Source organism: Kosakonia sp. S42 (assembly GCF_016624785.1).
GTDB lineage: Bacteria > Pseudomonadota > Gammaproteobacteria > Enterobacterales > Enterobacteriaceae > Kosakonia > Kosakonia cowanii.
The window spans coordinates 1-19,418 of record NZ_JACVTW010000019.1 but is presented as its reverse complement, the minus strand read 5'-3'; the positions used below and the strand labels follow the sequence as shown (position 1 = coordinate 19,418).

Genomic DNA, 19,418 nt, shown 5'->3' with positions numbered 1-19,418 from the left:
AAGGAAAAGTTATGCTATTGAAGTTGGATAATACAAAAATACCCATGAAACTAGTATACTCTCTTTCTGATGAGCTAAAGGAAAAACCAGAACAAATTGCTTTAACTCAAGCCCTTACTTTGGATAGTTCAAGACCAAATATGGGTCTAAAAGGTACTAACGGTCTTTTTGGTTCCGATGAGTGGTGGGATAGTATTGCGCAAAAAAAAATGCTTTTACTGTCCGTTTCAGGTGTTATAACCAGAACCTACGTTGCAGGACAAGACCCATCATTACTAGATAATAGTTTCAGTTTATCATTGGATGATGGCTCGACATGTGAAGAAAGTATTTATAGTTATATCAAAGAAGAAGATAAAAAACTTTTTCGAATAGGGTCTAAAGTTGAAATTATTTATGCTCGTGATGAATTGAAAAGAAGAATGACTAGTGGAGAAGCAGCCTACCTAAATATAGTGCTAGAAATGGCTGTTTCATTAAAACCAGTTGAATAAAAACTAATGGGTCTTATTAATTAACAAAGAGGATCCTAAATTTTTAAACTAGGATCTTTTATTAATTTTCATACTGTCAATAATGTTGTGCAACTTCCACCAATCAGCGATTTCCGGTGGCGCCGCACCTTACCTGGCGAATGAGATCGCCAAGTTAATCCCTGAAAAAGATTGGCAAGCACGCGTGCTGGCGCACGCCGTGGTGAGCCATGATTAACTCCGTAACAGTTACCGGGTTCAGATCAATGCTGCCATCAGTAATGATTATGCACCAGACCTTCTATAACAGTGATTTTGAAAAAGCGTAGCAGGGGACGAGCGGCAGCCAACACCTCCATATTTGCCGCTGTACGTTAGCAATGTTTAATGAGCGATTTCAGATGGGGGGAGCGCCTGAAACGGTTGAGGTACATACATGTATAGAAACTTTGATTTATGCATTACAGATTTTAGTAGTGATAATGAGCCCGGGGATTATTGGTATGATTACGCCATCGTGGAATCTACTGAGATGTTAAGTAAATTCAATGAGGGAGATTGGTTGTGTCTATTTGTCGATTTAGCAAATAAATATATTTTGGGAAGCAGAGACCTGATGATGTACCAAAACAGCTTAGGGTGAAAATAAAATGATTTATGGCGATCCGTTCATTTTCGCACTTCAATTTGATGTGGTTGAAGCATGGAATGCTCCGGGGGATTCTTGGAAGAATGGCCTTTTTTCATTATATATTGATGGTCAAAGACTGTTCGGTAATATTAATCCGGTTGAGTTAAAAACCACGCTTGGATTTTATTCGAGTGCTCCATTGGATAAGCTTTGTGTTAATGATTCGAGTATAGATGCGCATGGTTTGTATCAAAATGCAGCGAGCTATTTTACAGGTGATGGCACAAAGCTTATTGATGGGTTATTTGATATGACGTGCACTGCCATGGAAGATAATGAATTTTATCTTTACTTTATGAAAAAAAGTGAAGGTGATTTATTAATTTGGAGTTTAGATGGAGGCATGAATGTAAGTGAAAAAATTTTGCCAGAAAATACAGTGAGTAATGTTGTTAATTTATTGCAAAGGAACCCCTTGTAGTTTTCATTAATTCCATCCTAAGTTGACGGAGTTTTTTTGTCTTATAAACGCGCGTTACGAATTTTTCCGGTGACTGAATGAATAATAAAAAACTTTTCGAAGGCATAGATTATGAGAATAATCCTGAGTGGGTTATAAAAGAATTTTTTAATTCTATATATTCTCAACACAAGTTTTTATGGGCATTGCCATTTATCCTGAAAAGGTATGGATGCTGTGTTAATGAAACTGCTTGTACTTTCCCAGATTTAGATGATCCAGATCCTATGTGTCATTTTGAAGGAATTATGTTCAGTGTCTATGACGGAGAGATTATCGTACCTGAATCTGTAGGCTTTAATTACGTCAGACTTGCATGTGAAAGATATATAAATATACACCCGGATGATCAAATAACGGTTAATGACCTGTTGATGCAAATATACTAATGATGCCTACCTGGAAAGGAGATAAATATGATTTTTAGTGATCCTTATCGATTTGTAATATGGATAGAGATCCTTCCTCAATGAAGTGAAACTCATAAGAAGGGTTATTATATTGCTTGCAATCTGTTGACGTTGAATGGAAAAACGAATTCCATGAACATTGGTTTGTTCTGGAACAAGTGTATTCAGTTTCATTATATAGGAATGAAAGTATTGATCGTGAAGATTCCGATATACAGGAGTAACTGGAAAAATTAATTTTTTATTAAAAAGCTAACTTTAAGTATTAATGGTTTGAGCTATTTGTTAGAAGAATAAGAGCTTTTGGTTTTTGTGGCTCTTAATTGATAATATGAGATGAAGCCATCGTTGGAGTTTTTAATAATCTTGGAGATGGGTTGATAAAAAGTCCCAACGCTTCATTCCATTCGGAGATAATAGTGAAAAATGACTAGTAGAGCTATTACGTACCATAATTATTTATACTCAGGATTCGCTTTTCCTGAAAGTTTTATCAATTACGTGTCAAAAGAAAATCTTGAGGATATCGATCCGTGGTGGCTGCTTTGCCACACACAAAGCTCTGTTGATTTTTGGTGTCAAAAAGTCAAAGAACTCTATCCTGAAAGGAAGTTAATTCCTTTCGCTAACTGGCTTTATTCTGATGATATCGCCTGCTTTGATGGTTCGGATATTTCAGGAGAGCCCAAAGTCTATTATGTCCATGCCTTTGCCTCCGCAGGATGGGAAGACAGGGGTTATGTGGCTAACTTTGATGAATGGTTAAAATCAGCTCGCCTTGACGCAACCCGTCATCAAGATGATCAGGATGATGATGAGTAGCCGTCACTCCTGAATATACTCATACGGCACATGCTCCGTTAACCAAACCCCATTATCCGCCTGATAAAATTTATAGCCCTTCTCATACATATCCGTGGCTTTAATTTTTAGTAATACAGGCTTTCCATAACGTCGCCCGACCTGAATTGCCGTATCTTCATCAGAGGAAAGGTGAACATACTGACGTGACAAAGGGAGTAGGCCTTGCTCTCTGATTTGAGGGGTAAAGCGAGTTGCAGTGCCATGATACAAAACATCTGGAGGCGTTTTCTCTGCGTAAGTGATATTGACCTGTTGAGTGGAGTGCCCCTGAGCCGCTCGAATGCGTAAGCCATCCTCTGAAATCGTAAAGCGTTTCTTTTCACTGTTTTCAACAATGTCGAAAATAAGATCTCTATCGAGTGCATGGCCTTTATTACCAGCACGCAGAATAAGGTCGTCTATAACGGCCCAGCCCTCTTTATCCAGAGATAGGCCAATTGCTTCTGGTTCATGGCGCAAGACATAACTTAAGAATTTACTGGTGTCGGTACTCTTTTTGCTCATAACTTACTCTCAAATAATCCCTGCCGTTAAACCAGAAGGCCACTGCTGCAAAGCTCATAATTTTATTAAGACCGCTGTTTCTCACTCATTATGTCGCGGCACTTCTGCTGGTTTTCTTTGAGCTCTGCCTGCTGCTGCGCGCTGAGCGACGTCCAGGTATCGATCATCCGTTCGCCCAGCGCGGAGATGTAGTGATTTTTACGTAACGCGTAATCTGAGTTGCCGCCCTCGATAATGTTTTCCATATCACGGGCAAAATTCTGTGGATCGTCATGATCGATGGTGCAGAACACCGCGCGGTAATAGCTCTCCTCCTCCTCGGAGTAGTGCGGCGTAAGCCAGTAGGCGACAGCGCCAACCAGCGCGAGCAGAGGAATGATAAAGCGTAATTTTTTTAACATTATTGAATTCAGTAATAAAAATTGAGGGAGTAGTGTAGCTGAGGCGAAAAGAGAATGTAAAAACGAAGCCCAAACAAAAGCACCACATGCGAAATGATCTCCCTCTCGCCGCAGTTGATGGATTGCCACGCACGAGATAATTTATCCCCACTCCCTCAGCTAAAAACCGTCATAGCCACTCGCAACAAAGCCGTGTAGCTTACTTAAAACTTCTTCCGCTCAGGACGTTGTATTGATTACTCAAGCTGAAGCCATCGAGATCGCCAGAACCTATGCCGCGCAGAGCCAACGCGGGTGGGATGAGTACGCCCATCACGCTACGGTCATCACCTTATACGGCGAGCCGGTGTGGATGATCGCCACCACTGATGTCGAATACTCCACGGAGCTTCCATGGTTGATGACCCATCTGCCAAACCCCCGCTATTACTACATCAGCATGGTTGAGGCGAAATGCATCGCGGTGGGCCACCGGGCGAACCAGCATCAGCGCGTACTCTAGCTTACCAGCCACTCTTTAAAATCCCCCGTGAATATACCGGGCGCAGTAGCAAACTGGAGCAGGGCAGATGAAGGTTATTCTCGTACGGCACGCACAAACGCAGTGGAACCGCGCGGGCATGGTTCAGGGTCAGCAGGACAGCCCAGTCACCGAACGCGGCGAGCGGGAAACGGTGGCATTACTCGCTGCGTTAAAAGATGAAGGTTACGCCGCCGAGTGCGTCTTTAGCTCGCCGCTCGCGCGGGCGCGCAGCATGGGCGAACAACTCGCCGCGCTTTTTCAGGCGCCGCTGGTGATTGATGCCGCGCTGATGGAGCAGTCATTCGGGCGCTACGAAGGGCTCTCCACGCAAAAGTTGCAGGCTGAAGCAGATGCGTTATTCGCGCACGATGCCGCATTCTGCCCGCCAGGCGGTGAATCACTGGCGCAGGCGGTGCAGCGCATGCTGGCGTTTTTACAGCTTCAGCACACTCGCGCGGCGCATAAAACCCTCTGCGTTGTCTGCCATGGGCACGTCACTCAGGGGCTGCTGGCGCTGCTGAAAGAGGGAAACCTTGAGAACTTCGCCCGCTATGCGCAGCCCAATGCCAGCTACGCGGTGTTAGAAATGGCAGAAGAAAAATGCGAGGTGCTGCGCTGGGGCGTGGCGACTCACTTACGCACGCTGGACGCGTAAAGGGTTATCGTAGATACGCTCCGCCCGCCGCAAATCCTCCAGCGTATCAATATCCTGAATAATCCCCGCATCCGTCAGCGGCAGCTCCAGCACCTCGCCGCGCGCTCTTGCCTGCTGAACAATGCTTTTCGCGCCGCTATCGCCAGTTAATGCCCGCAGGGCAGGGAAGTAGCAGCGGGAAAAGGCCACCGGATGACCCTGGCACTGCTGATGCCATGGCACCACCAGCGGTTTTTCACCTAACCCTTCGGCGACGCGCAGTAACGATTCCGGGGCAATCAGCGGCAGGTCGGCGGGCAGAATCAGCCAGCCGGAGGCGTTCGAAGTAGCGTTAACGCCCAGCGCGATAGAGTCACCCATTCCGCCCGTGCCGCCCGCAGGGCGAACCAGGCGCCAGCTGAGTCCGGCGCGCTCCACCGCATGAATCACATGTTCCAGCAGCGTGCGCTCACCGAGCGGCGTATCAAGCTTATGGCGTTGCGCGCCGGAGGCAAGAAACCGCTCGCCGCGGCCTGCGGCAAGAATAATTACCACTGGATCAACCATCAGCTTTCGTCCGTTGCAAGCTGCGCGGCGGCGACATCCGCCAGCACTGAGAGCGCCAGCGAACGCGCATCGCGCGCTTTCGGGAAAATACCAATCGGCGCTTTGATGCGCGCAATATCAGAGGGCGCAAAGCCAATCTCACCGAGCTTCTGCATGCGTTTTTGATGGGTGCGATAGCTGCCGAGCGCGCCGATGTAGAAAGGTTGCGCGCGGAGCGCTACCTGCAACACCGGCAGTTCCCGGTGCAGATCGTGCGACAGCAGGATCACCGCCGTCTGCGCGTCGATCTGCGCGCCATCGTTTAGCGTTTCGACAAGCTGCACATCGTAGCCAGAGGCGCGGGCGAGGCTGGCAGTGGCCTGCGCCTCAATCGAGCGACCAAACACCATCACCCGCACGCGCGGGCGGTAGGCGACGGTAAAGATCTCCTCATGCCAGCCGCTTTCGATCACATCGGTAACGCACTCAAGCTGTTCACGAGCCGGATGGTAGCGCAGCGCGGCGGGCTGGCGCTGCGCAAGCAGGTTCAGCACCGCCAGCAGCGGTTGCGCGCTACGCAGGCGATGAATATGCAGCGTAATACCGCCACCGCAGGGAAGCACGATGTCGAACCACGGCGATCCCTCGCCGTAGCGCACCACGCGATCTTCAACGCAGGCGAGTGCCGCCATCGCTTCAAAGGCAGCGGCAGACTCCACGCAGCCGCCAGAGACAAAGCCGCAATAGCCGCCATCTTCGCGTACCACCATCTGCGCGCCCACTGCGCGTGCTGCGCCGCCGCGAATGCCGGTCAGCGTTACCAGCGCTGCCCCCATGCCTGCGCCTAGCGCGTCAACGGCGAAGCGCAGAATCGCTTCGCTGTCATCGGTGAGCAGCGCCTGCTGCGGCGTCAGCAGCGCTTCATCCGCCGTGTCGGGTGCCAGAATGGTCTGCTGCATAACGTCTCCTCAGGTCATATCCGGCAAGGCGTCGAGCAGCTTATCGAGCGTGACCGGGTAATCCCGCACCCGCACGCCGGTCGCGTTGTAGATCGCATTAGCAATCGCCGCGCTGACGCCGCACAGCCCCAGTTCACCCACGCCTTTGGCCTTCATCGGCGAGGAGATGGGATCGGTGTCGTCGAGGAAGATCACCTCCTGCTCAGGCACGTCGGCATGTACCGGCACCTCGTAGGTCGCCATATCATGATTGACGAAGTAGCCCTGGCGCGTATCGACCGCCAGCTCCTCCATCAATGCGCCGCCCAGCCCCATCGTCATCGCGCCAATCACCTGGCTGCGCGCGGTTTTCGGGTTGAGGATGCGCCCGGCGGCACACACCGCCAGCATACGGCGCACGCGTACTTCACCGGTTGCCGCATCGACGGCGACCTCAACAAAGTGGCCAGCAAAGGTCGATTGCTGATACTGCTCATCCAGATCGCCAAACTCAATGGTATCTTCCGCGCTGAGTGCACCCGCAGCTTTTAGCGGTGCGCTGCGATCGCCCACGCTTATCGTCTCATCAGCAAACACCGCTGAAGCGGCATCAAAGCCCAGTTTTTTGGCGATAGCTTCACGCAGCTTGACGCAGGCGGCATAGACGCCAGCGGTAGAGGTGTTGGCTCCCCATTGCCCGCCGGAACCGGCAGAGACCGGGAAGCTGGAGTCGCCAAGGCGCACCTCAACGTGTGAGAGCGGCACGCCGAGCATCTCGGCGGCGGTCTGGGCAATGATGGTGTAACTGCCGGTGCCGATATCGGTCATATCCGTCTCCACCGTCACCCGGCCTGCGTCGTCGAGGTGCACGCGCGCGCCAGACGGGGCGAGCAGGTTGTTACGAAAGCCCGCCGCGACGCCGTAGCCCACCAGCCACTCTCCATCCCGCGTCTGGCCGGGCGTGGCGTTGCGCTGCGACCAGCCAAAGCGATCCGCGCCGCTACGCAGGCACTCCACCAGCTGGCGGCGTGAGAAGGGGCGCTGTGGATCTTTCGGATCAACCTGCGTGTCGTTGAGAATGCGGAACTCAACCGGATCGATCCCGGCTCGCTCTGCCATCTCATCAATGGCAATCTCCAGCGCCATCAGGCCGGGCGCTTCACCCGGCGCGCGCATGGCGTTGCCCTCCGGTAAATCGAGGGTCGCCAGCCGTAAACCGGTATGGCGATTAGCCCCCGCGTAGAGCAACTCGGTCTGATTTACCGCTGTCTCCGGCGTCCCGCCCGGCAGGTTGCCGGACCAGCTGTCGTGGGCGATGGCGGTGATTTTTCCCTGCCGATCGGTGCCGATGCGGATGTGCTGAATGGTCGCCGGGCGATGGGTGGTGTTATTGGGGATCATCGGGCGCGGCAGCATCACTTTCACCGGGCGCTGCAAGGCGCGAGCGGCGAGGGCAGCCAGTAGCGCATCGCTGCGCAGGAAGAGCTTGCCGCCAAAACCGCCGCCGATGTAGGGCGAGATGATGCGCACGTTCTCTTCCGGCAACTTGAGGGTGGTGGCCAGATCGGTGCGGCACCAGGCGACCATCTGGTTGGAAGTCCAGACCGTCACCTTATCCCCTTCCCAGACGGCCATCGAGGCGTGGGGCTCCATCGCCATATGGCTCTGATCCGGCGTGGTGTAGGTGGCGTCGAGTTTCACCTCGGCGCTTGCCCAGGCAGCGTCAAAATCGCCGCTATTGTTGTCCGGTGCGCTCTCCGGCGCGCTGTTGACCGCCGGTTGCTCCGCTGCCAGATCGTAGGCACCGCTTTCGCGCTGGTAAGTGATGTCCACCAGCCCGGCGGCGGTGCGCGCCTGCTCAAAGGTTTCAGCCACCACCAGCGCAACGGCCTGGTGATAGTGCTCAATCTGCGGGCCGCCGAGCAGCGTGGCGGCGTTGCGCTCGCCTTTGCCCAGCGGACCGGCGTTATCGGCGGTGATAATCGACAGCACGCCCGGCGCGTTGCCAGCCGCATCGCAGTTAATCTCGCTGATTTTGCCTTTCGCAATCCCCGCGCTGACGATATAGCCATAGGCTACATTGGGCAGTACATCATGCCATTCGTAGGCGTAGTGGGCGCGGCCGCTCACTTTTAGCGGGCCGTCGATGCGGTCATGGGGCTGACCGACCACTTTCAGTTGATCGATGGGGTTTTCGCCTGCCGGTTTCTCAAATTTCATCGTTTACGCCCTCGCTTCCGACAACACCGAGGCGAGCGTGCGCTTCGCCAGCGTCAATTTAAATGCATTCTCAGCCGTGGGCTGCGCGGTGGCGAAGAGCTTGTCATACACCGCCTGTGCCCCCTGCGGCAGCGCCGCATCCGCTTCGGCAAGCCGCCACGGTTTGTGGGCAACGCCGCCGATAGCCACGCGCCCGCTGCCGTCCGGGTGGACAATCGCCGCCACGGAGACCAGCGCAAACGCGTAGGAGGCGCGGTCGCGCACTTTACGATAGATATGCGTGCCGCCCGCAGGCGGCGGCAGGGTGACGGCGACAATCAGTTCGCCGGGCTGCAATACCGTCTCCAGATGTGGCGTGTCGCCGGGCGCGCGATAAAACGCTGCCAGCGGGATCTGGCGTTCACTCCCGCCCGGGTTGACGGTCTCAACAGTTGCATCAAGCAGCTGCATGGCAACCGCCATATCGCTGGGATGAGTGGCAATGCAGGATTCGCTGGCACCGACTACCGCAAGCTGACGGCTGTAGCCGCCCAGCGCCGCGCAGCCGCTGCCCGGCTGACGTTTGTTGCAGGGTTGATTGGTGTCGTAAAAATAGGGGCAGCGCGTGCGTTGTAGCAGGTTGCCAGCGGTCGTTGCCTGGTTACGCAACTGACCAGAAGCACCGGCAAGCAGGGCGCGGGAGAGGACGGCATAATCGCGGCGCACGCGCCCATCGGCGGCGAGATCGGTGTTGCGCACCAGCGCGCCAATGCGCAGGCCGCCTTCATCGGTTACTTCAATGCTATCCAGCGCCAGGCCATTGACATCAATCAGATGGGTCGGCGTCTCAATCTCCAGCTTCATCAAATCAAGCAGGTTAGTGCCGCCCGCGATAAATTTCGCCCCCTCTGTGCGCTGTGCGCTGGCAGCCGCTTCGGCAGGGGTAGTGACCCGCTCATAGGTAAAGGTCTTCATGATTTCTCCCCGGCGGTCTCTTTAATCGCCGCCAGCATGTTGGCGTAGGCGCCGCAGCGGCAGATATTGCCGCTCATGCGTTCACGGATCTCATCTGCCGTCATCTCCGGCGCAGAGACGAGATCGAGGGTGACGTGGCTGGGAATGCCCTGCTCAATCTCTTTCAGCATGGCGACGGAGGAGCAGATCTGCCCCGGGGTGCAGTAACCGCACTGGTAGCCATCATGTTTGACAAAGGCCGCCTGCATCGGATGGAGATCCTCCGGCGAGCCGAGGCCCTCAATGGTGGTGACGTCGGCATCCTGCTGCATTACCGCCAGGGTAAGGCAGGAGTTGATGCGCCGCCCGTTAACGATCACTGTGCAGGCGCCGCACTGGCCGTGGTCGCACCCTTTCTTGGTGCCGGTGAGATGTAAACTTTCACGCAGCGCATCCAGCAGCGTGGTACGGGTATCAACCTCAAGCTGTCGGCGCTCGCCGTTAACAGTTAAGGACAGCGGGATCATTTCCGGGGCGCGGTGCGCGTCCGGGTTGTTGCCTTGGTTGCTCATACCAGGCCTCCAGTCATCAATGCGGGTGAATTAAAAGGGGTGTGCTTGTAACGGCGTTATCGTTTTTTTAAGCCTTAAGCATAGACGGCACTCTGGAGAGGATTACTCCTAAATCACTGGCGCGGGAAAAACGGGGAAGATAAGGGGAGAGGCGGGCGGCAGCGATGGCCGCCCGCAGAGAAATCAGTGATGCAGCATCTCGTCGACGATCTGCGCTTTAGTCATGTTGTAGGGGTAGTAAGTTGGCCAGTTATCCATCTCTTTCAGCAAGGCTTCCTGGGATTCACTGCCCATGAAAATGTGGAAATGCTGGGACTGGCGCGGGGCGATGGTGTGATCGCTGAACTGCACATACTTCGGCGCTTTGGAGCTGGCGTCTTTACACTCAAACAGATAGCGCACGCCCTTTTTGCCGGAAGCGTAGGTCAGGATCTTGTAACCGGCATAATCATAGCGGCAGCTGTTGACGGTTTTGCCAGAGTGAAACTCCATCACGTTGTTTTCAATGCCGATCATATCGATATCCGTGGCGTAACCCTTTTTGTAATAGTCGCGGTACGCCTCCACCGTTTTATCGCCGTGCTGCGCCTTTTTCTTCAGCACCGGATCGAGATCGCCGTTCAGCAGGTAAGGGTTAATGGATTGCCACACGCCATCCCAGTCCGAGAGCGGGCGATCTTTCACATCTTTATCATCAATAATCCCTTCGCTCGCTTTACGCTCCACTTCCGTCAGCGGTTTGCCGTGGTGATGCCCATGGGCAAAGCCCTGCGTGCTCATCAGCAGCGCGCCCATCGCCAAAGCAAAAGCCGTTTTCTTCATCATCGGTATCACTCCCTGGTTACGTTTGTCATAAATTGAAATGTTATATTATAACAAAACTAAATGCCAGCCCTGGCAGAGCCTGCCACGACAGGCTGACGGCAACCGGTGTGATTAGTACACTAAACGCAGCCGTAAAATAAATTTAGCCTCCCGCTGCGCTATTTTTTCTCGGCTAACCAGTGGGATAGAAGAAATAAAAAATACGCATTTCATAAACGCGGTATTAATTAACGGCTGCGCTTTGACATAAATTATGTTTATGGCCAGACTTAATCATGAAAGGCGATTGATATGACGCTGATGTCATATTGATTATATTTGAAACGACAGATGGAGAAATAACATGGCCGAGCATAGAGGCGGTTCCGGTAATTTCGCTGAAGATCGTGAAAAAGCCTCAGAAGCAGGGCGTAAAGGCGGACAGCAGAGCGGTGGGAACTTTAAAAACGACCCAGAGCGCGCGTCCGAAGCCGGTAAGAAAGGCGGACAGAATAGCAACAGCAGCAATAAAAAATAGTGGTGCCGTTGCTGTTTTAACCTGAAGTTTAAAATTTAATTTTTAAACGCCAGCGAGTCGGAAACGGCTCGCTTAATTATTTGTATGCTTTTTAAAATCCCAGAATAAATGAAATTAATTCCCTTAGTTCATTATTTTCTGAGCGACTGCAGGCAAAAAAAATCCCTCAGGTACAGGAAATCCGATCTGCGCCTGAGGGTATGCAAATGCATCTTCGTTACTAACAATGAGTTGGCGATCTATGCACAATTTGGGCAACAGCATAGGCTGCTAAAACGCGCATTTGTAATGAAATTTTACGCTGCTAACGAATAAATTATTTCATGAATAAATATTTGAAAATACGCCGTTTTTAGCTATGTGGACGCTTTTTTGAACCGATTCAGCTTAATTCTTCTCCGCTAATGGCGCTTTTTTAACCCTCTGCCGCCTGGTTTAGAGTGCAAGGCTTAGCTATATTTACTAAACATCCATTCGCAAAAGGAGGTTTTGTGTTCAATATTGAAAAAGACGATCCACGCGAAGCGCCGGAATCCGGCGACAAAAAACCGCAACCGGTTAAAAAATAGTTATAAGGTCGCTTCGGCGGCCTTTTTTATTGCGCGGTAGCTCGCAGTTTTTTCCCGAAGCAAATGATAGTAATTCTCATTCATCGCTGCAGTGGAGAGGTGGCGAAGGGAAAAGTCAAAGGAGAGAGAGATGACAGAGAAGAGCTTACAGGAGTTTCTGCACACCGAGCCGGATTGCATACTTGAACATGTCGCCCGGCATTATCAAACCACGCTGCTTGAAGTGGTACGCCAACTGCCTGGCAGCAAGATGATTGCTGGCACCCACTTTGACGAGGTGTGGCAAGAGGTGACCACCTGGGGCACGGTGTTGCTGCTGATCCACACCGAAGATGTGATCCTGGAGTGCAGCATCGCGCTACCGCCGGGATTTTACAGCCACGGGTACTTCAACCTTCAGGGCAAAGAGCAGGTATCGGGCCATATCAAAGCCGACCACTGCTACCATATCGCGTTTATTGAACGCAAATTTATGGCGATGGACGCCGCCACCATCCTCTTTTTCAACGCCGCAGGCAGCGCGATGCTAAAAATTTTCGTTGCCCGTGACGAACGCCACCAGCTTATTCCACAGCAGCTGGCAGCGTTCCGCGCGCTGAAGCAGGCCTTCGCGCAGTAGGTTACTCGCTGCGCTTTTCCACATGACCCAGCGGTTTTTCCGGGAAGCAGCAGTCGCGCACGCGGCGTTTTAACTCTGCGGCATCGGGAAAGCCGCCCTCTTGCTTGCGATCCCAGATAACGCTGCCATCGGCTTCGATGACAAATATGCCACCGGTGCCGGGGATCAGCGTCACGGATCCTAAGTCGGTATTGAACGTATGGAGCAGCTCCTGCGCCATCCAGCTGGCGCGCAGCATCCAGTTGCACTGTACGCAGTAGTGCAGAGTGATGGCAGGTTTAGTGGACATCATCTTGTTACCAGAAGGGAAATGGGTCCACAAAGTGTAAGCAAAATGGTGGGATTATGAAATCGTTGCAAGTGATAATGGTTATCATTATTATCCTGCCCATAACAGAGAGCTGATGCCTGGCCCGTGCGGCTGGTGTACGGTTCCGCTGATTTCTGGGAGTTGATGTGAGCCCGATGATAATAATTCAAAGGCACACACACTTATGACGACTACACCTTTTTGCCGGCTACGCTTCAGAAACCGCGTGCTGGTCACCTCATTACTGACAACGCTTACACCCAGCGCAAGCTTTGCGGCAGAAACCGCACCACGCGATGAACAAGAACGCGCCGAAGAGATGGTCATTACCGCGCCCGCCCCACGGCTTAATGCCGGGAGCGATCGCGCCATCAATGCTGACACTCTGCAACGCAACGGGGCGAATGATTTTGGCTCCATCATGCGGTATGAACCGCTGATTGGTGCCACCGGGGCAAGGGGCGGTTCCGGCAACGGTAAGAGCGGCTTCGACCGCGGCGGTTACACCGGCTATAACATTCGTGGCCTTGAGAGTAACCGCGTGGGCATTGATGTTGATGGCATTCCCCAGCCGGAGGCCACCGGGCGCAGCTACGCCGGACGCGCCGGGCTTAACACCTTCGGCATTGGCCGCGACTATATTGACCCCTACCTTTACGGCAACGTGGCGATCCAGCCAGGCGCCACCTCTGTGGAACAAGCCAACACCACCATTGGCGGCAATGTCTCGTTCCGGCCAAAATCCGCCAATGACTACCTGCAAGGGGCGAAGCAGTACTACGCGGGCTACCAGAGCGATTATGACTCCAGCGATCGCAGCTGGCACAACGGCGTAACGGCCGCGGCAGGGGATGAGAGAGTGCGCGGTATTGTAGTTTACAGCCGCCGCGACGGCCAGCAAACGCGCAATAACAGCGACAGAGTCGGCGCTTACCCCGCTAACTGGCACTCCGATGCGCTGCTGCTCTCCGGGATCCTGCAAGCCTCCGAGGCGCACAAACGGACCTATACGGCGGAGTACTACAACAAAACGACGCATACCCACTTTGACGCCTGGAACCGTGACGGCAGCGCCATCATTGGCAACGCTCAGCAGGGCAGCTATAGCCGGCGCTGGGCCATCAGCCTGAAAGATGACTGGACACCGGTCGATGCGTGGGTCGATAGCGCTTCGACAAAGATCTATTTACAGCGCACCCAGGCGCACGATGCCACGTGGATGCCGGACAGTGCCACCGGCATTCAGGGCACCGTCTACTCCAGTTACGACACCGATACGATAGGTGTTCAGCATGCGCTGGCGAAGAGCTTCGGCCGCCACGATCTGCGTGCTGGCTTTAATGCCAGCGCCAGCAAAACGCAGCGCCCGTTCCACCAGCAGCCAATGCCGAACGCGCGCAGCGCGATCATGCAGCCTGAAGCGGACAGTAAAAACGAGATCATCGGTGCATTTGTGCAGGATCAGATCAATTTCTCCGCCGGAGAGCACGATTTTGCCCTCATTCCCGGCCTACGCGTGGTGCACCAGTCAATGAAGCCGGAAAATCTCGGCAGCCTGACTACCACCAGCAATGTACTCAACACCGCAGATGTTAACGCGCTGTACCACAAAAACAGCGATACCGAGTGGCTGCCATCGCTCACTTTCCAGTACGACATCACGCCGCGTCTGATGAGCTATCTGCAATACCGCCGCGGGGCGCAGTTCCCCAGCGCCAGCCAGCGCTACGGCTCCTGGAATCTCGGCTCTAACTATGCCGGGCGCGCGCAGTATGCGCTGATCGGCAACGCGGCGCTAAAAACCGAAACCAGCGATAATCTCGAATGGGGGCTGAAAGGCGAGGTGGCGCAGGGCGTTACGCTGCGCAGTGCAGTGTTCTACAACAGCTACAAAAACTTTATCGCCTACACCCGCTATCGCCGCGCCGACAACCCCGGCAACTTTGCCAACGTGCCGTCGAATATCTACACCAGCTATCAGGCGGAAAACCGCGATAAAGCTTTTATCTACGGGGGGGAAATCAGCGCCACACTCGATGTCGGCAGCTGGTTTGAGCAGGCTGAAGGGCTGCATGCAACCCTCGCTTATGGCTACGCCGAGGGGCAAGCCAAATCGCGCTACATGGGCGATGCCTACCGCGATCTCGACAGCGTCGCGCCGATGAAAGCGATTGTCGGCCTCGGCTGGGACGATCCGGCAAAACGCTACGGCACCGCGCTGACCGCCACCTTTGTCAAAGGTAAGCGCGCCACCGCAACCAGCCGTGAAACCTATCAAAACAGCGGCGAGCCGATCGCCACCGCCAGCAGCAGCTATATGCGCGTGCCCGGTTATGGTGTTGTCGACCTGAGCGCCTGGTGGCAGGTGGCGAAACAGGTGAAGGTTAACGGCGGCATCTACAACCTCACCAACCGCAAATACTGGGATTACCTCAGCAGCCGGACGCAGGAAACGCGCACTCTCCAGGATAGCTACGACAATGCGCTGAGCGTGATGCCAGGGCGCAGCTGGCAGCTGGGCGTCAATATTGATTTTTAATCCGGCAGCCTCTTTACCCCCGGCGCGCGCCGGGGATATTAAGACACATAAAGGACGTGAGAAATATGCCTGTATCTTCAAAGGATTATGCCGCCATCTGGCAGGAGTATCAGTTAATCAGAGCGCTTGAACCGGCAAAAAGCGCCAGAGATATCGCATTCCAGCTGGCGATAAGCGAAGCGGAGCTGGCCGAAGCGCGTGTTGGCTACGATGCGGTGCGGCTGGAGGGCACGGTACGCCATATCTTCAAAGCGCTGGAGAGCGTCGGCGAAGCCAAAAGCATCTGTCGCAATGAATACGCGGTTCATGAGATGACCGGGCGCTTCACCAATCAACATATCAGCGATCGCGCCGGGGTGGTGCTCAACCCGCGCGGCCTCGATCTGCGCCTCTTTATGAGCCAGTGGGCCTGCGCCTACTACCTGCGGGAGCAGGGGCCAAGAGGCGAGCGCCGCAGTATTCAGTTTTTCGATCACCAGGGCGATGGACTGCTGAAAATCTACGCCACGCCCTACACCGACGGCGGTCAGTGGGATGAGCTGGTGGAGCGCTTCGGGAGTCGGCGCCAGGTGCCGCTCTCCCTCTACGCGGCCGAAAGCAAATTTTACGACGAAGCGCCCGATGGAGAGGCTATCGACCACGACTGGCGGGAGATGACCGATGTCCACCAGTTCTTCAACCTGCTGCGTAAGCATAACGTCTCACGTCAGCAGGCGTTTCGGCTGGTGGGCGACGATCTTGCCTGCCAGGTCAGCAACGACGCACTGCCCGATCTTTTGCAGCAGGTGCAGCAAGAGGGGAATGAGATCATGATCTTTGTCGGCAACCGTGGCTGCATACAGATTTTTACCGGTGCGCTGGAGAAGTGTGCGCCGGTAGGCGACTGGCTGCGGGTGATGAATAAGATCTTTACCCTGCACCTGCGCGAGGCGGGGATCCACGAAAGCTGGGTGACGCGCAAGCCGACCGCGGAGGGGCATGTCACCAGCCTGGAGCTGTTTGCCGAGGATGGGACGCAAATCGCTCAGCTTTATGGTCAACGCAGCGAAGGGGATCGCGAACAGGCCTGCTGGCGCGGGCAGATCAAAGCGCTGACGCCGTGGAGGAACGAGGTATGAAACGCGTGGTGATGCTCTTGCTGGCGCTACCGCTGCTGGCGGTGGCCGCCGAGCCAAAAGTTGTCGCCCTTGGCGGCGATGTCACGGAGATTGTCTATGGCCTGGGCGCACAGAATCAGCTGGTGGGGCGCGACAGCACCAGCACCTGGCCTGCCGAGGTAAAGCAGCTGCCGAATGTCGGCTATGTTCGCCAGCTAAATGCGGAGGGCATTCTGTCGCTGCGGCCTACCATCGTGCTGGCGGGCAGCCAGGCGCAGCCCTCGCTGGTGTTGAAAAGCGTGCAGGACAACGATGTCTACATGGTGCCGGTGCCGGGCGGCTATACGCTCTCCGAGATCGATAAGAAAGTGGTGGTGATCGCCCGTGCCCTTGGCAAAAACGAAGAGAGCCTGGCGCTGCGCAAAAAACTGGCGACGGAGATTGCCGCGCTGCCCACCTCGCCGCTGGATAAAAAGGTGCTCTATATCCTAAGCCACGGCGGCATGGGCACGCTGGTGGCGGGAAGAGAGACGGCGGCGGATGGCGCCATCCAGGCGGCGGGGCTTAATAATGCGATGCAGGGTTTTTCCCACTACCGCGCGATGTCGCAGGAGGGGGTGATCGCCAGCCAGCCGGATCTGGTGCTCATCTCAGCCGCCGGTGTGAAGCATCTGGGCGGCGAGGAGAACATCTGGTACTTGCCGGGCCTTGCGCAAACGCCCGCCGGGCGCAACAAACAGCTGTTAATTGTCGATGAGGCCGCGCTGCTGGGCTTTGGTCTGCGCACCCCGCAGGCGCTGCTTGAGCTGCGCAAAAAAGCGGAGCAGCTACCGTGATAACCCGAGCCGCTTCCCGTCTCCTGTGGGGACTCTTGCTGCTGACGGCGGCACTTACCCTCTTCGCCTCCACGCAGGGGGCGATGGAGGTCTCTCTTGCCAGCTTGTGGTACGGCGACGATGAGGTGCTGCGCCAGATTTGGTTCACCATTCGCCTGCCGCGCGTGCTGCTGGCGCTGCTTATCGGCGCGGCGCTGGCGCTCTCCGGCTGCGTTATGCAGGGGCTGTTTCGCAACCCGCTTGCCGATCCGGGGTTACTTGGCATCAGCAGCGGCGCGGCGCTGGTGGTGAGCTGCTGGCTGGTGCTGCCGCTGTCGGTACCGGTGCTGATTGCCCTCTATGCCCCGCTGGTGGCCGCTTTTATCGGTAGCCTGGCGGTAATGGTGGTGATCTTTTTACTCAGTAAATCGGGTGAGAGCGCGCTGTCGCGGCTGCTGCTGGTGGGGATCGCCATCAACGCCCTGTGCGGTGCGGGCGTTGGCGTGCTGGCGTGGATCAGTAACGATGCGCAGCTGCGCCAGCTTTCGCAGTGGGGAATGGGCAGCCTCGGGCAGGCACAGTGGCCGACGCTGATCGTTACGGCGACTCTGATCCTGCCCGCCATGCTCGGGATCTGGCGGGTGGCGAAACAGCTCAACTTCCTGCAACTGGGCGAGGAGGAGGCGCACTATCTGGGCGTAGATGTGCGGCGTTTACAGCGTCGGCTGCTGCTCTGTAGCGCGCTGTTGGTGGCGGCTTCTGTTGCCATCAGCGGCATCATCGGTTTTGTCGGGCTGGTGGTTCCGCACCTGATACGCATGGTGTTAGGCCCCGATCATCAACACCAGATCCCCGGCTCGCTGCTGGCGGGGGCGAGCCTGCTACTGCTGGCAGATACCGCCGCCCGCACGCTGGTCGCGCCTGCCGAGATGCCGGTCGGCTTACTGACCAGCCTGCTCGGCGCGCCGTGGTTTTTATGGCTTATTTTTCGCCAGCGGAGTGCGCTCTATGGATAACGGTTTTATTGCCCACCAGGTGCAATTCACGGTCGGCCAGCGGCGGCTGGTGGATGATATCTCCCTTACGCTGCCGCCTGGCGAAATGGTGGCGCTGATTGGCCCGAATGGCGCGGGTAAATCGACCCTGCTACGCCTGCTAACCGGGTTTCTTACGCCGTCGCGCGGCGTCTGTTCCCTGGCGGGGAAATCCCTTGCCGCCTGGCCTTCGCAGGCGCTGTCACGCTACCGGGCGGTGATGCTGCAACATCACGCCCTCGGCGTGGAGTGGACCGCGGAGTCGGTGGTGGCGATGGGGCGCGCGCCGTGGGGAGAGAGGCATGCGTGCGATATCGTGCGTAAAGTGATGCGTTTAACCGGCTGCGAAACGCTGATTGGACGCCGCTTCTCGACCTTGTCCGGTGGCGAGCAGCAGCGGGTACAGCTGGCGCGTAGCCTGGCGCAGCTCTGGCGCAACGGCGCGCCGGAGGGGTGGCTGTTTCTGGATGAGCCGACTTCGGCGCTCGATCTCTACCATCAGCAGCAGTTGCTGCGCTTGCTTAAATCCCTGACGCAGCGTGCCCGGCTGCATGTCTGCGTGGTGCTGCACGATTTGAACCTCGCGGCGCTGTGGGCCGATCGCATTGTGCTGTTGCATAAGGGGAAATTGGTGGTGGAGGGGACGCCGCAGCAGGTGCTGCAACCGGAGGTTATCGCCAGGTGGTATGGCGCGCAGGTGCATGTGGCGACGCATCCGGACGGGCAGACGCCGCAGGTGTTTCTCTGTGTGTAGGAGGGCGGCTGAAACGGTGTGGGCCGGATAAGCGGTACGCATCATCCGGCAATGGGAGTTTCATGCGGCACTGATGGAAGGGTTCCGTTCACCATGCGTTGGGGAGTTTCATTTACCTCTTATGCGGTGAACGGGATAAGGGAAGCGGCCGCGCTCCCCTTATCAATCCC

At 55.2% G+C, this 19,418-nt stretch carries 22 protein-coding genes; 13 read left to right on the top strand and 9 right to left on the bottom strand.

Features of this window, described 5'->3' with window-relative positions:
• Positions 1-11 precede the first annotated feature (11 nt).
• From IAE50_RS18100 to IAE50_RS18085, 4 genes are all read left to right on the top strand, one after another.
• Positions 12-494 (top strand): hypothetical protein, encoded by a 483-nt coding sequence (locus tag IAE50_RS18100; RefSeq protein ID WP_200580883.1) that lies wholly within the window; start codon positions 12-14, stop codon positions 492-494.
• Between the two features lie 629 nt (positions 495-1,123).
• Entirely contained in the window at positions 1,124-1,585 is a 462-nt protein-coding gene (locus IAE50_RS18095; protein ID WP_200580882.1) for an immunity 42 family protein, read from the top strand.
• A gap of 77 nt (positions 1,586-1,662) precedes the next feature.
• Positions 1,663-2,013, top strand: coding sequence for a ribonuclease toxin immunity protein CdiI (gene cdiI, locus IAE50_RS18090; RefSeq protein ID WP_200580881.1), 351 nt, complete (start codon positions 1,663-1,665; stop codon positions 2,011-2,013).
• A gap of 447 nt (positions 2,014-2,460) precedes the next feature.
• Positions 2,461-2,856 (top strand): SMI1/KNR4 family protein, encoded by a 396-nt coding sequence (locus IAE50_RS18085; protein WP_200580880.1) that lies wholly within the window; start codon positions 2,461-2,463, stop codon positions 2,854-2,856.
• Between the two features lie 3 nt (positions 2,857-2,859).
• On the opposite strand, the gene IAE50_RS18080 is transcribed toward IAE50_RS18085, so the two are convergent.
• On the bottom strand, positions 2,860-3,402 hold the full coding sequence (locus tag IAE50_RS18080; protein WP_200580879.1) for an RNA 2'-phosphotransferase: 543 nt from the start codon (positions 3,400-3,402) through the stop codon (positions 2,860-2,862).
• A gap of 65 nt (positions 3,403-3,467) precedes the next feature.
• Complete coding sequence (locus IAE50_RS18075; RefSeq protein WP_200580878.1) at positions 3,468-3,803, bottom strand: hypothetical protein; 336 nt, start codon at positions 3,801-3,803, stop codon at positions 3,468-3,470.
• Between the two features lie 232 nt (positions 3,804-4,035).
• On the opposite strand from IAE50_RS18075, the gene IAE50_RS18070 reads away from it, so the two are divergent.
• The gene (locus IAE50_RS18070) at positions 4,036-4,305 is read left to right on the top strand and encodes a hypothetical protein (protein ID WP_200580877.1); all 270 of its coding nucleotides are present in this window, start codon (positions 4,036-4,038) and stop codon (positions 4,303-4,305) included.
• A 67-nt stretch (positions 4,306-4,372) separates the two neighbouring features.
• Positions 4,373-4,981: a histidine phosphatase family protein gene (locus IAE50_RS18065; RefSeq protein ID WP_200580876.1), complete on the top strand. Its 609-nt coding sequence runs from the start codon at positions 4,373-4,375 to the stop codon at positions 4,979-4,981.
• Here the strand turns inward: IAE50_RS18065 and IAE50_RS18060 are convergent.
• The 6 genes from IAE50_RS18060 to zinT all read right to left on the bottom strand — a co-directional run bounded on the left by IAE50_RS18060 (position 4,961) and on the right by zinT (position 10,991).
• Complete coding sequence (locus tag IAE50_RS18060) at positions 4,961-5,527, bottom strand: NTP transferase domain-containing protein (protein ID WP_200580875.1); 567 nt, start codon at positions 5,525-5,527, stop codon at positions 4,961-4,963. The two genes, IAE50_RS18065 and IAE50_RS18060, sit on opposite strands and share 21 nt — an antisense overlap.
• The gene (locus IAE50_RS18055; RefSeq protein WP_200580874.1) at positions 5,527-6,465 is read right to left on the bottom strand and encodes an XdhC family protein; all 939 of its coding nucleotides are present in this window, start codon (positions 6,463-6,465) and stop codon (positions 5,527-5,529) included. Before IAE50_RS18055 ends, IAE50_RS18060 begins: the two co-directional genes overlap by 1 nt.
• A 9-nt stretch (positions 6,466-6,474) precedes the next feature.
• The gene (paoC, locus tag IAE50_RS18050) at positions 6,475-8,664 is read right to left on the bottom strand and encodes an aldehyde oxidoreductase molybdenum-binding subunit PaoC (RefSeq protein WP_200580873.1); all 2,190 of its coding nucleotides are present in this window, start codon (positions 8,662-8,664) and stop codon (positions 6,475-6,477) included.
• 3 nt (positions 8,665-8,667) lie between these two features.
• Positions 8,668-9,618 (bottom strand): xanthine dehydrogenase family protein subunit M, encoded by a 951-nt coding sequence (locus IAE50_RS18045; RefSeq protein WP_200135477.1) that lies wholly within the window; start codon positions 9,616-9,618, stop codon positions 8,668-8,670.
• Positions 9,615-10,169 (bottom strand): aldehyde dehydrogenase iron-sulfur subunit PaoA, encoded by a 555-nt coding sequence (gene paoA, locus IAE50_RS18040; RefSeq protein WP_200135478.1) that lies wholly within the window; start codon positions 10,167-10,169, stop codon positions 9,615-9,617. Before paoA ends, IAE50_RS18045 begins: the two co-directional genes overlap by 4 nt.
• 183 nt (positions 10,170-10,352) lie before the next feature.
• The gene (gene zinT, locus IAE50_RS18035) at positions 10,353-10,991 is read right to left on the bottom strand and encodes a metal-binding protein ZinT (protein ID WP_200135492.1); all 639 of its coding nucleotides are present in this window, start codon (positions 10,989-10,991) and stop codon (positions 10,353-10,355) included.
• 346 nt (positions 10,992-11,337) lie between these two features.
• On the opposite strand from zinT, the gene IAE50_RS18030 reads away from it, so the two are divergent.
• Both IAE50_RS18030 and hutX read left to right on the top strand, forming a co-directional pair.
• On the top strand, positions 11,338-11,511 hold the full coding sequence (locus IAE50_RS18030) for a general stress protein (RefSeq protein ID WP_023478999.1): 174 nt from the start codon (positions 11,338-11,340) through the stop codon (positions 11,509-11,511).
• A 699-nt stretch (positions 11,512-12,210) separates the two neighbouring features.
• Positions 12,211-12,699, top strand: coding sequence for a heme utilization cystosolic carrier protein HutX (gene hutX, locus IAE50_RS18025; RefSeq protein WP_200580872.1), 489 nt, complete (start codon positions 12,211-12,213; stop codon positions 12,697-12,699).
• A gap of 1 nt (position 12,700) precedes the next feature.
• Here the strand turns inward: hutX and IAE50_RS18020 are convergent, their stop codons facing one another.
• The gene (locus IAE50_RS18020) at positions 12,701-12,988 is read right to left on the bottom strand and encodes a SelT/SelW/SelH family protein (RefSeq protein ID WP_023479005.1); all 288 of its coding nucleotides are present in this window, start codon (positions 12,986-12,988) and stop codon (positions 12,701-12,703) included.
• A gap of 205 nt (positions 12,989-13,193) precedes the next feature.
• Here IAE50_RS18020 and IAE50_RS18015 point away from each other — a divergent pair, with 205 nt between their 5' ends.
• The 5 genes from IAE50_RS18015 (at position 13,194) to IAE50_RS17995 (ending at position 19,248) form a co-directional block, all read left to right on the top strand.
• Positions 13,194-15,548 (top strand): TonB-dependent receptor domain-containing protein, encoded by a 2,355-nt coding sequence (locus tag IAE50_RS18015; RefSeq protein ID WP_200580871.1) that lies wholly within the window; start codon positions 13,194-13,196, stop codon positions 15,546-15,548.
• A 65-nt stretch (positions 15,549-15,613) separates the two neighbouring features.
• A complete protein-coding gene (locus IAE50_RS18010) occupies positions 15,614-16,666 on the top strand; it encodes a hemin-degrading factor (RefSeq protein ID WP_200135481.1) in 1,053 nt (350 codons plus the stop codon).
• A complete protein-coding gene (locus tag IAE50_RS18005) occupies positions 16,663-17,481 on the top strand; it encodes a hemin ABC transporter substrate-binding protein (RefSeq protein ID WP_094419466.1) in 819 nt (272 codons plus the stop codon). The genes IAE50_RS18010 and IAE50_RS18005 overlap by 4 nt, the downstream gene beginning before the upstream one ends.
• Positions 17,481-18,476, top strand: a complete 996-nt coding sequence (locus IAE50_RS18000; RefSeq protein WP_200580893.1) for an iron ABC transporter permease — start codon at positions 17,481-17,483, stop codon at positions 18,474-18,476. The genes IAE50_RS18005 and IAE50_RS18000 overlap by 1 nt, the downstream gene beginning before the upstream one ends.
• Positions 18,469-19,248 (top strand): heme ABC transporter ATP-binding protein, encoded by a 780-nt coding sequence (locus IAE50_RS17995; RefSeq protein ID WP_042712225.1) that lies wholly within the window; start codon positions 18,469-18,471, stop codon positions 19,246-19,248. The genes IAE50_RS18000 and IAE50_RS17995 overlap by 8 nt, the downstream gene beginning before the upstream one ends.
• Positions 19,249-19,418: the final 170 nt, after the last annotated feature.

What these genes read in the sequence shown, in the direction of transcription:
- hutX (WP_200580872.1), top strand. Translation starts at nt 12,211, where the DNA reads ATGACAGAGAAGAGCTTACAGGAGTTTCTGCACACCGAGCCGGATTGC.
- IAE50_RS18080 (WP_200580879.1), bottom strand. Translation starts at nt 3,402, where the DNA reads ATGAGCAAAAAGAGTACCGACACCAGTAAATTCTTAAGTTATGTCTTG.
- IAE50_RS18010 (WP_200135481.1), top strand. Translation starts at nt 15,614, where the DNA reads ATGCCTGTATCTTCAAAGGATTATGCCGCCATCTGGCAGGAGTATCAG.
- IAE50_RS18015 (WP_200580871.1), top strand. Translation starts at nt 13,194, where the DNA reads ATGACGACTACACCTTTTTGCCGGCTACGCTTCAGAAACCGCGTGCTG.
- IAE50_RS18045 (WP_200135477.1), bottom strand. Translation starts at nt 9,618, where the DNA reads ATGAAGACCTTTACCTATGAGCGGGTCACTACCCCTGCCGAAGCGGCT.
- IAE50_RS17995 (WP_042712225.1), top strand. Translation starts at nt 18,469, where the DNA reads ATGGATAACGGTTTTATTGCCCACCAGGTGCAATTCACGGTCGGCCAG.
- IAE50_RS18075 (WP_200580878.1), bottom strand. Translation starts at nt 3,803, where the DNA reads ATGTTAAAAAAATTACGCTTTATCATTCCTCTGCTCGCGCTGGTTGGC.
- IAE50_RS18095 (WP_200580882.1), top strand. Translation starts at nt 1,124, where the DNA reads ATGATTTATGGCGATCCGTTCATTTTCGCACTTCAATTTGATGTGGTT.
- IAE50_RS18065 (WP_200580876.1), top strand. Translation starts at nt 4,373, where the DNA reads ATGAAGGTTATTCTCGTACGGCACGCACAAACGCAGTGGAACCGCGCG.
- IAE50_RS18005 (WP_094419466.1), top strand. Translation starts at nt 16,663, where the DNA reads ATGAAACGCGTGGTGATGCTCTTGCTGGCGCTACCGCTGCTGGCGGTG.
- IAE50_RS18020 (WP_023479005.1), bottom strand. Translation starts at nt 12,988, where the DNA reads ATGTCCACTAAACCTGCCATCACTCTGCACTACTGCGTACAGTGCAAC.
- IAE50_RS18100 (WP_200580883.1), top strand. Translation starts at nt 12, where the DNA reads ATGCTATTGAAGTTGGATAATACAAAAATACCCATGAAACTAGTATAC.
- paoA (WP_200135478.1), bottom strand. Translation starts at nt 10,169, where the DNA reads ATGAGCAACCAAGGCAACAACCCGGACGCGCACCGCGCCCCGGAAATG.
- IAE50_RS18055 (WP_200580874.1), bottom strand. Translation starts at nt 6,465, where the DNA reads ATGCAGCAGACCATTCTGGCACCCGACACGGCGGATGAAGCGCTGCTG.
- zinT (WP_200135492.1), bottom strand. Translation starts at nt 10,991, where the DNA reads ATGAAGAAAACGGCTTTTGCTTTGGCGATGGGCGCGCTGCTGATGAGC.
- IAE50_RS18060 (WP_200580875.1), bottom strand. Translation starts at nt 5,527, where the DNA reads ATGGTTGATCCAGTGGTAATTATTCTTGCCGCAGGCCGCGGCGAGCGG.
- cdiI (WP_200580881.1), top strand. Translation starts at nt 1,663, where the DNA reads ATGAATAATAAAAAACTTTTCGAAGGCATAGATTATGAGAATAATCCT.
- paoC (WP_200580873.1), bottom strand. Translation starts at nt 8,664, where the DNA reads ATGAAATTTGAGAAACCGGCAGGCGAAAACCCCATCGATCAACTGAAA.
- IAE50_RS18030 (WP_023478999.1), top strand. Translation starts at nt 11,338, where the DNA reads ATGGCCGAGCATAGAGGCGGTTCCGGTAATTTCGCTGAAGATCGTGAA.
- IAE50_RS18085 (WP_200580880.1), top strand. Translation starts at nt 2,461, where the DNA reads ATGACTAGTAGAGCTATTACGTACCATAATTATTTATACTCAGGATTC.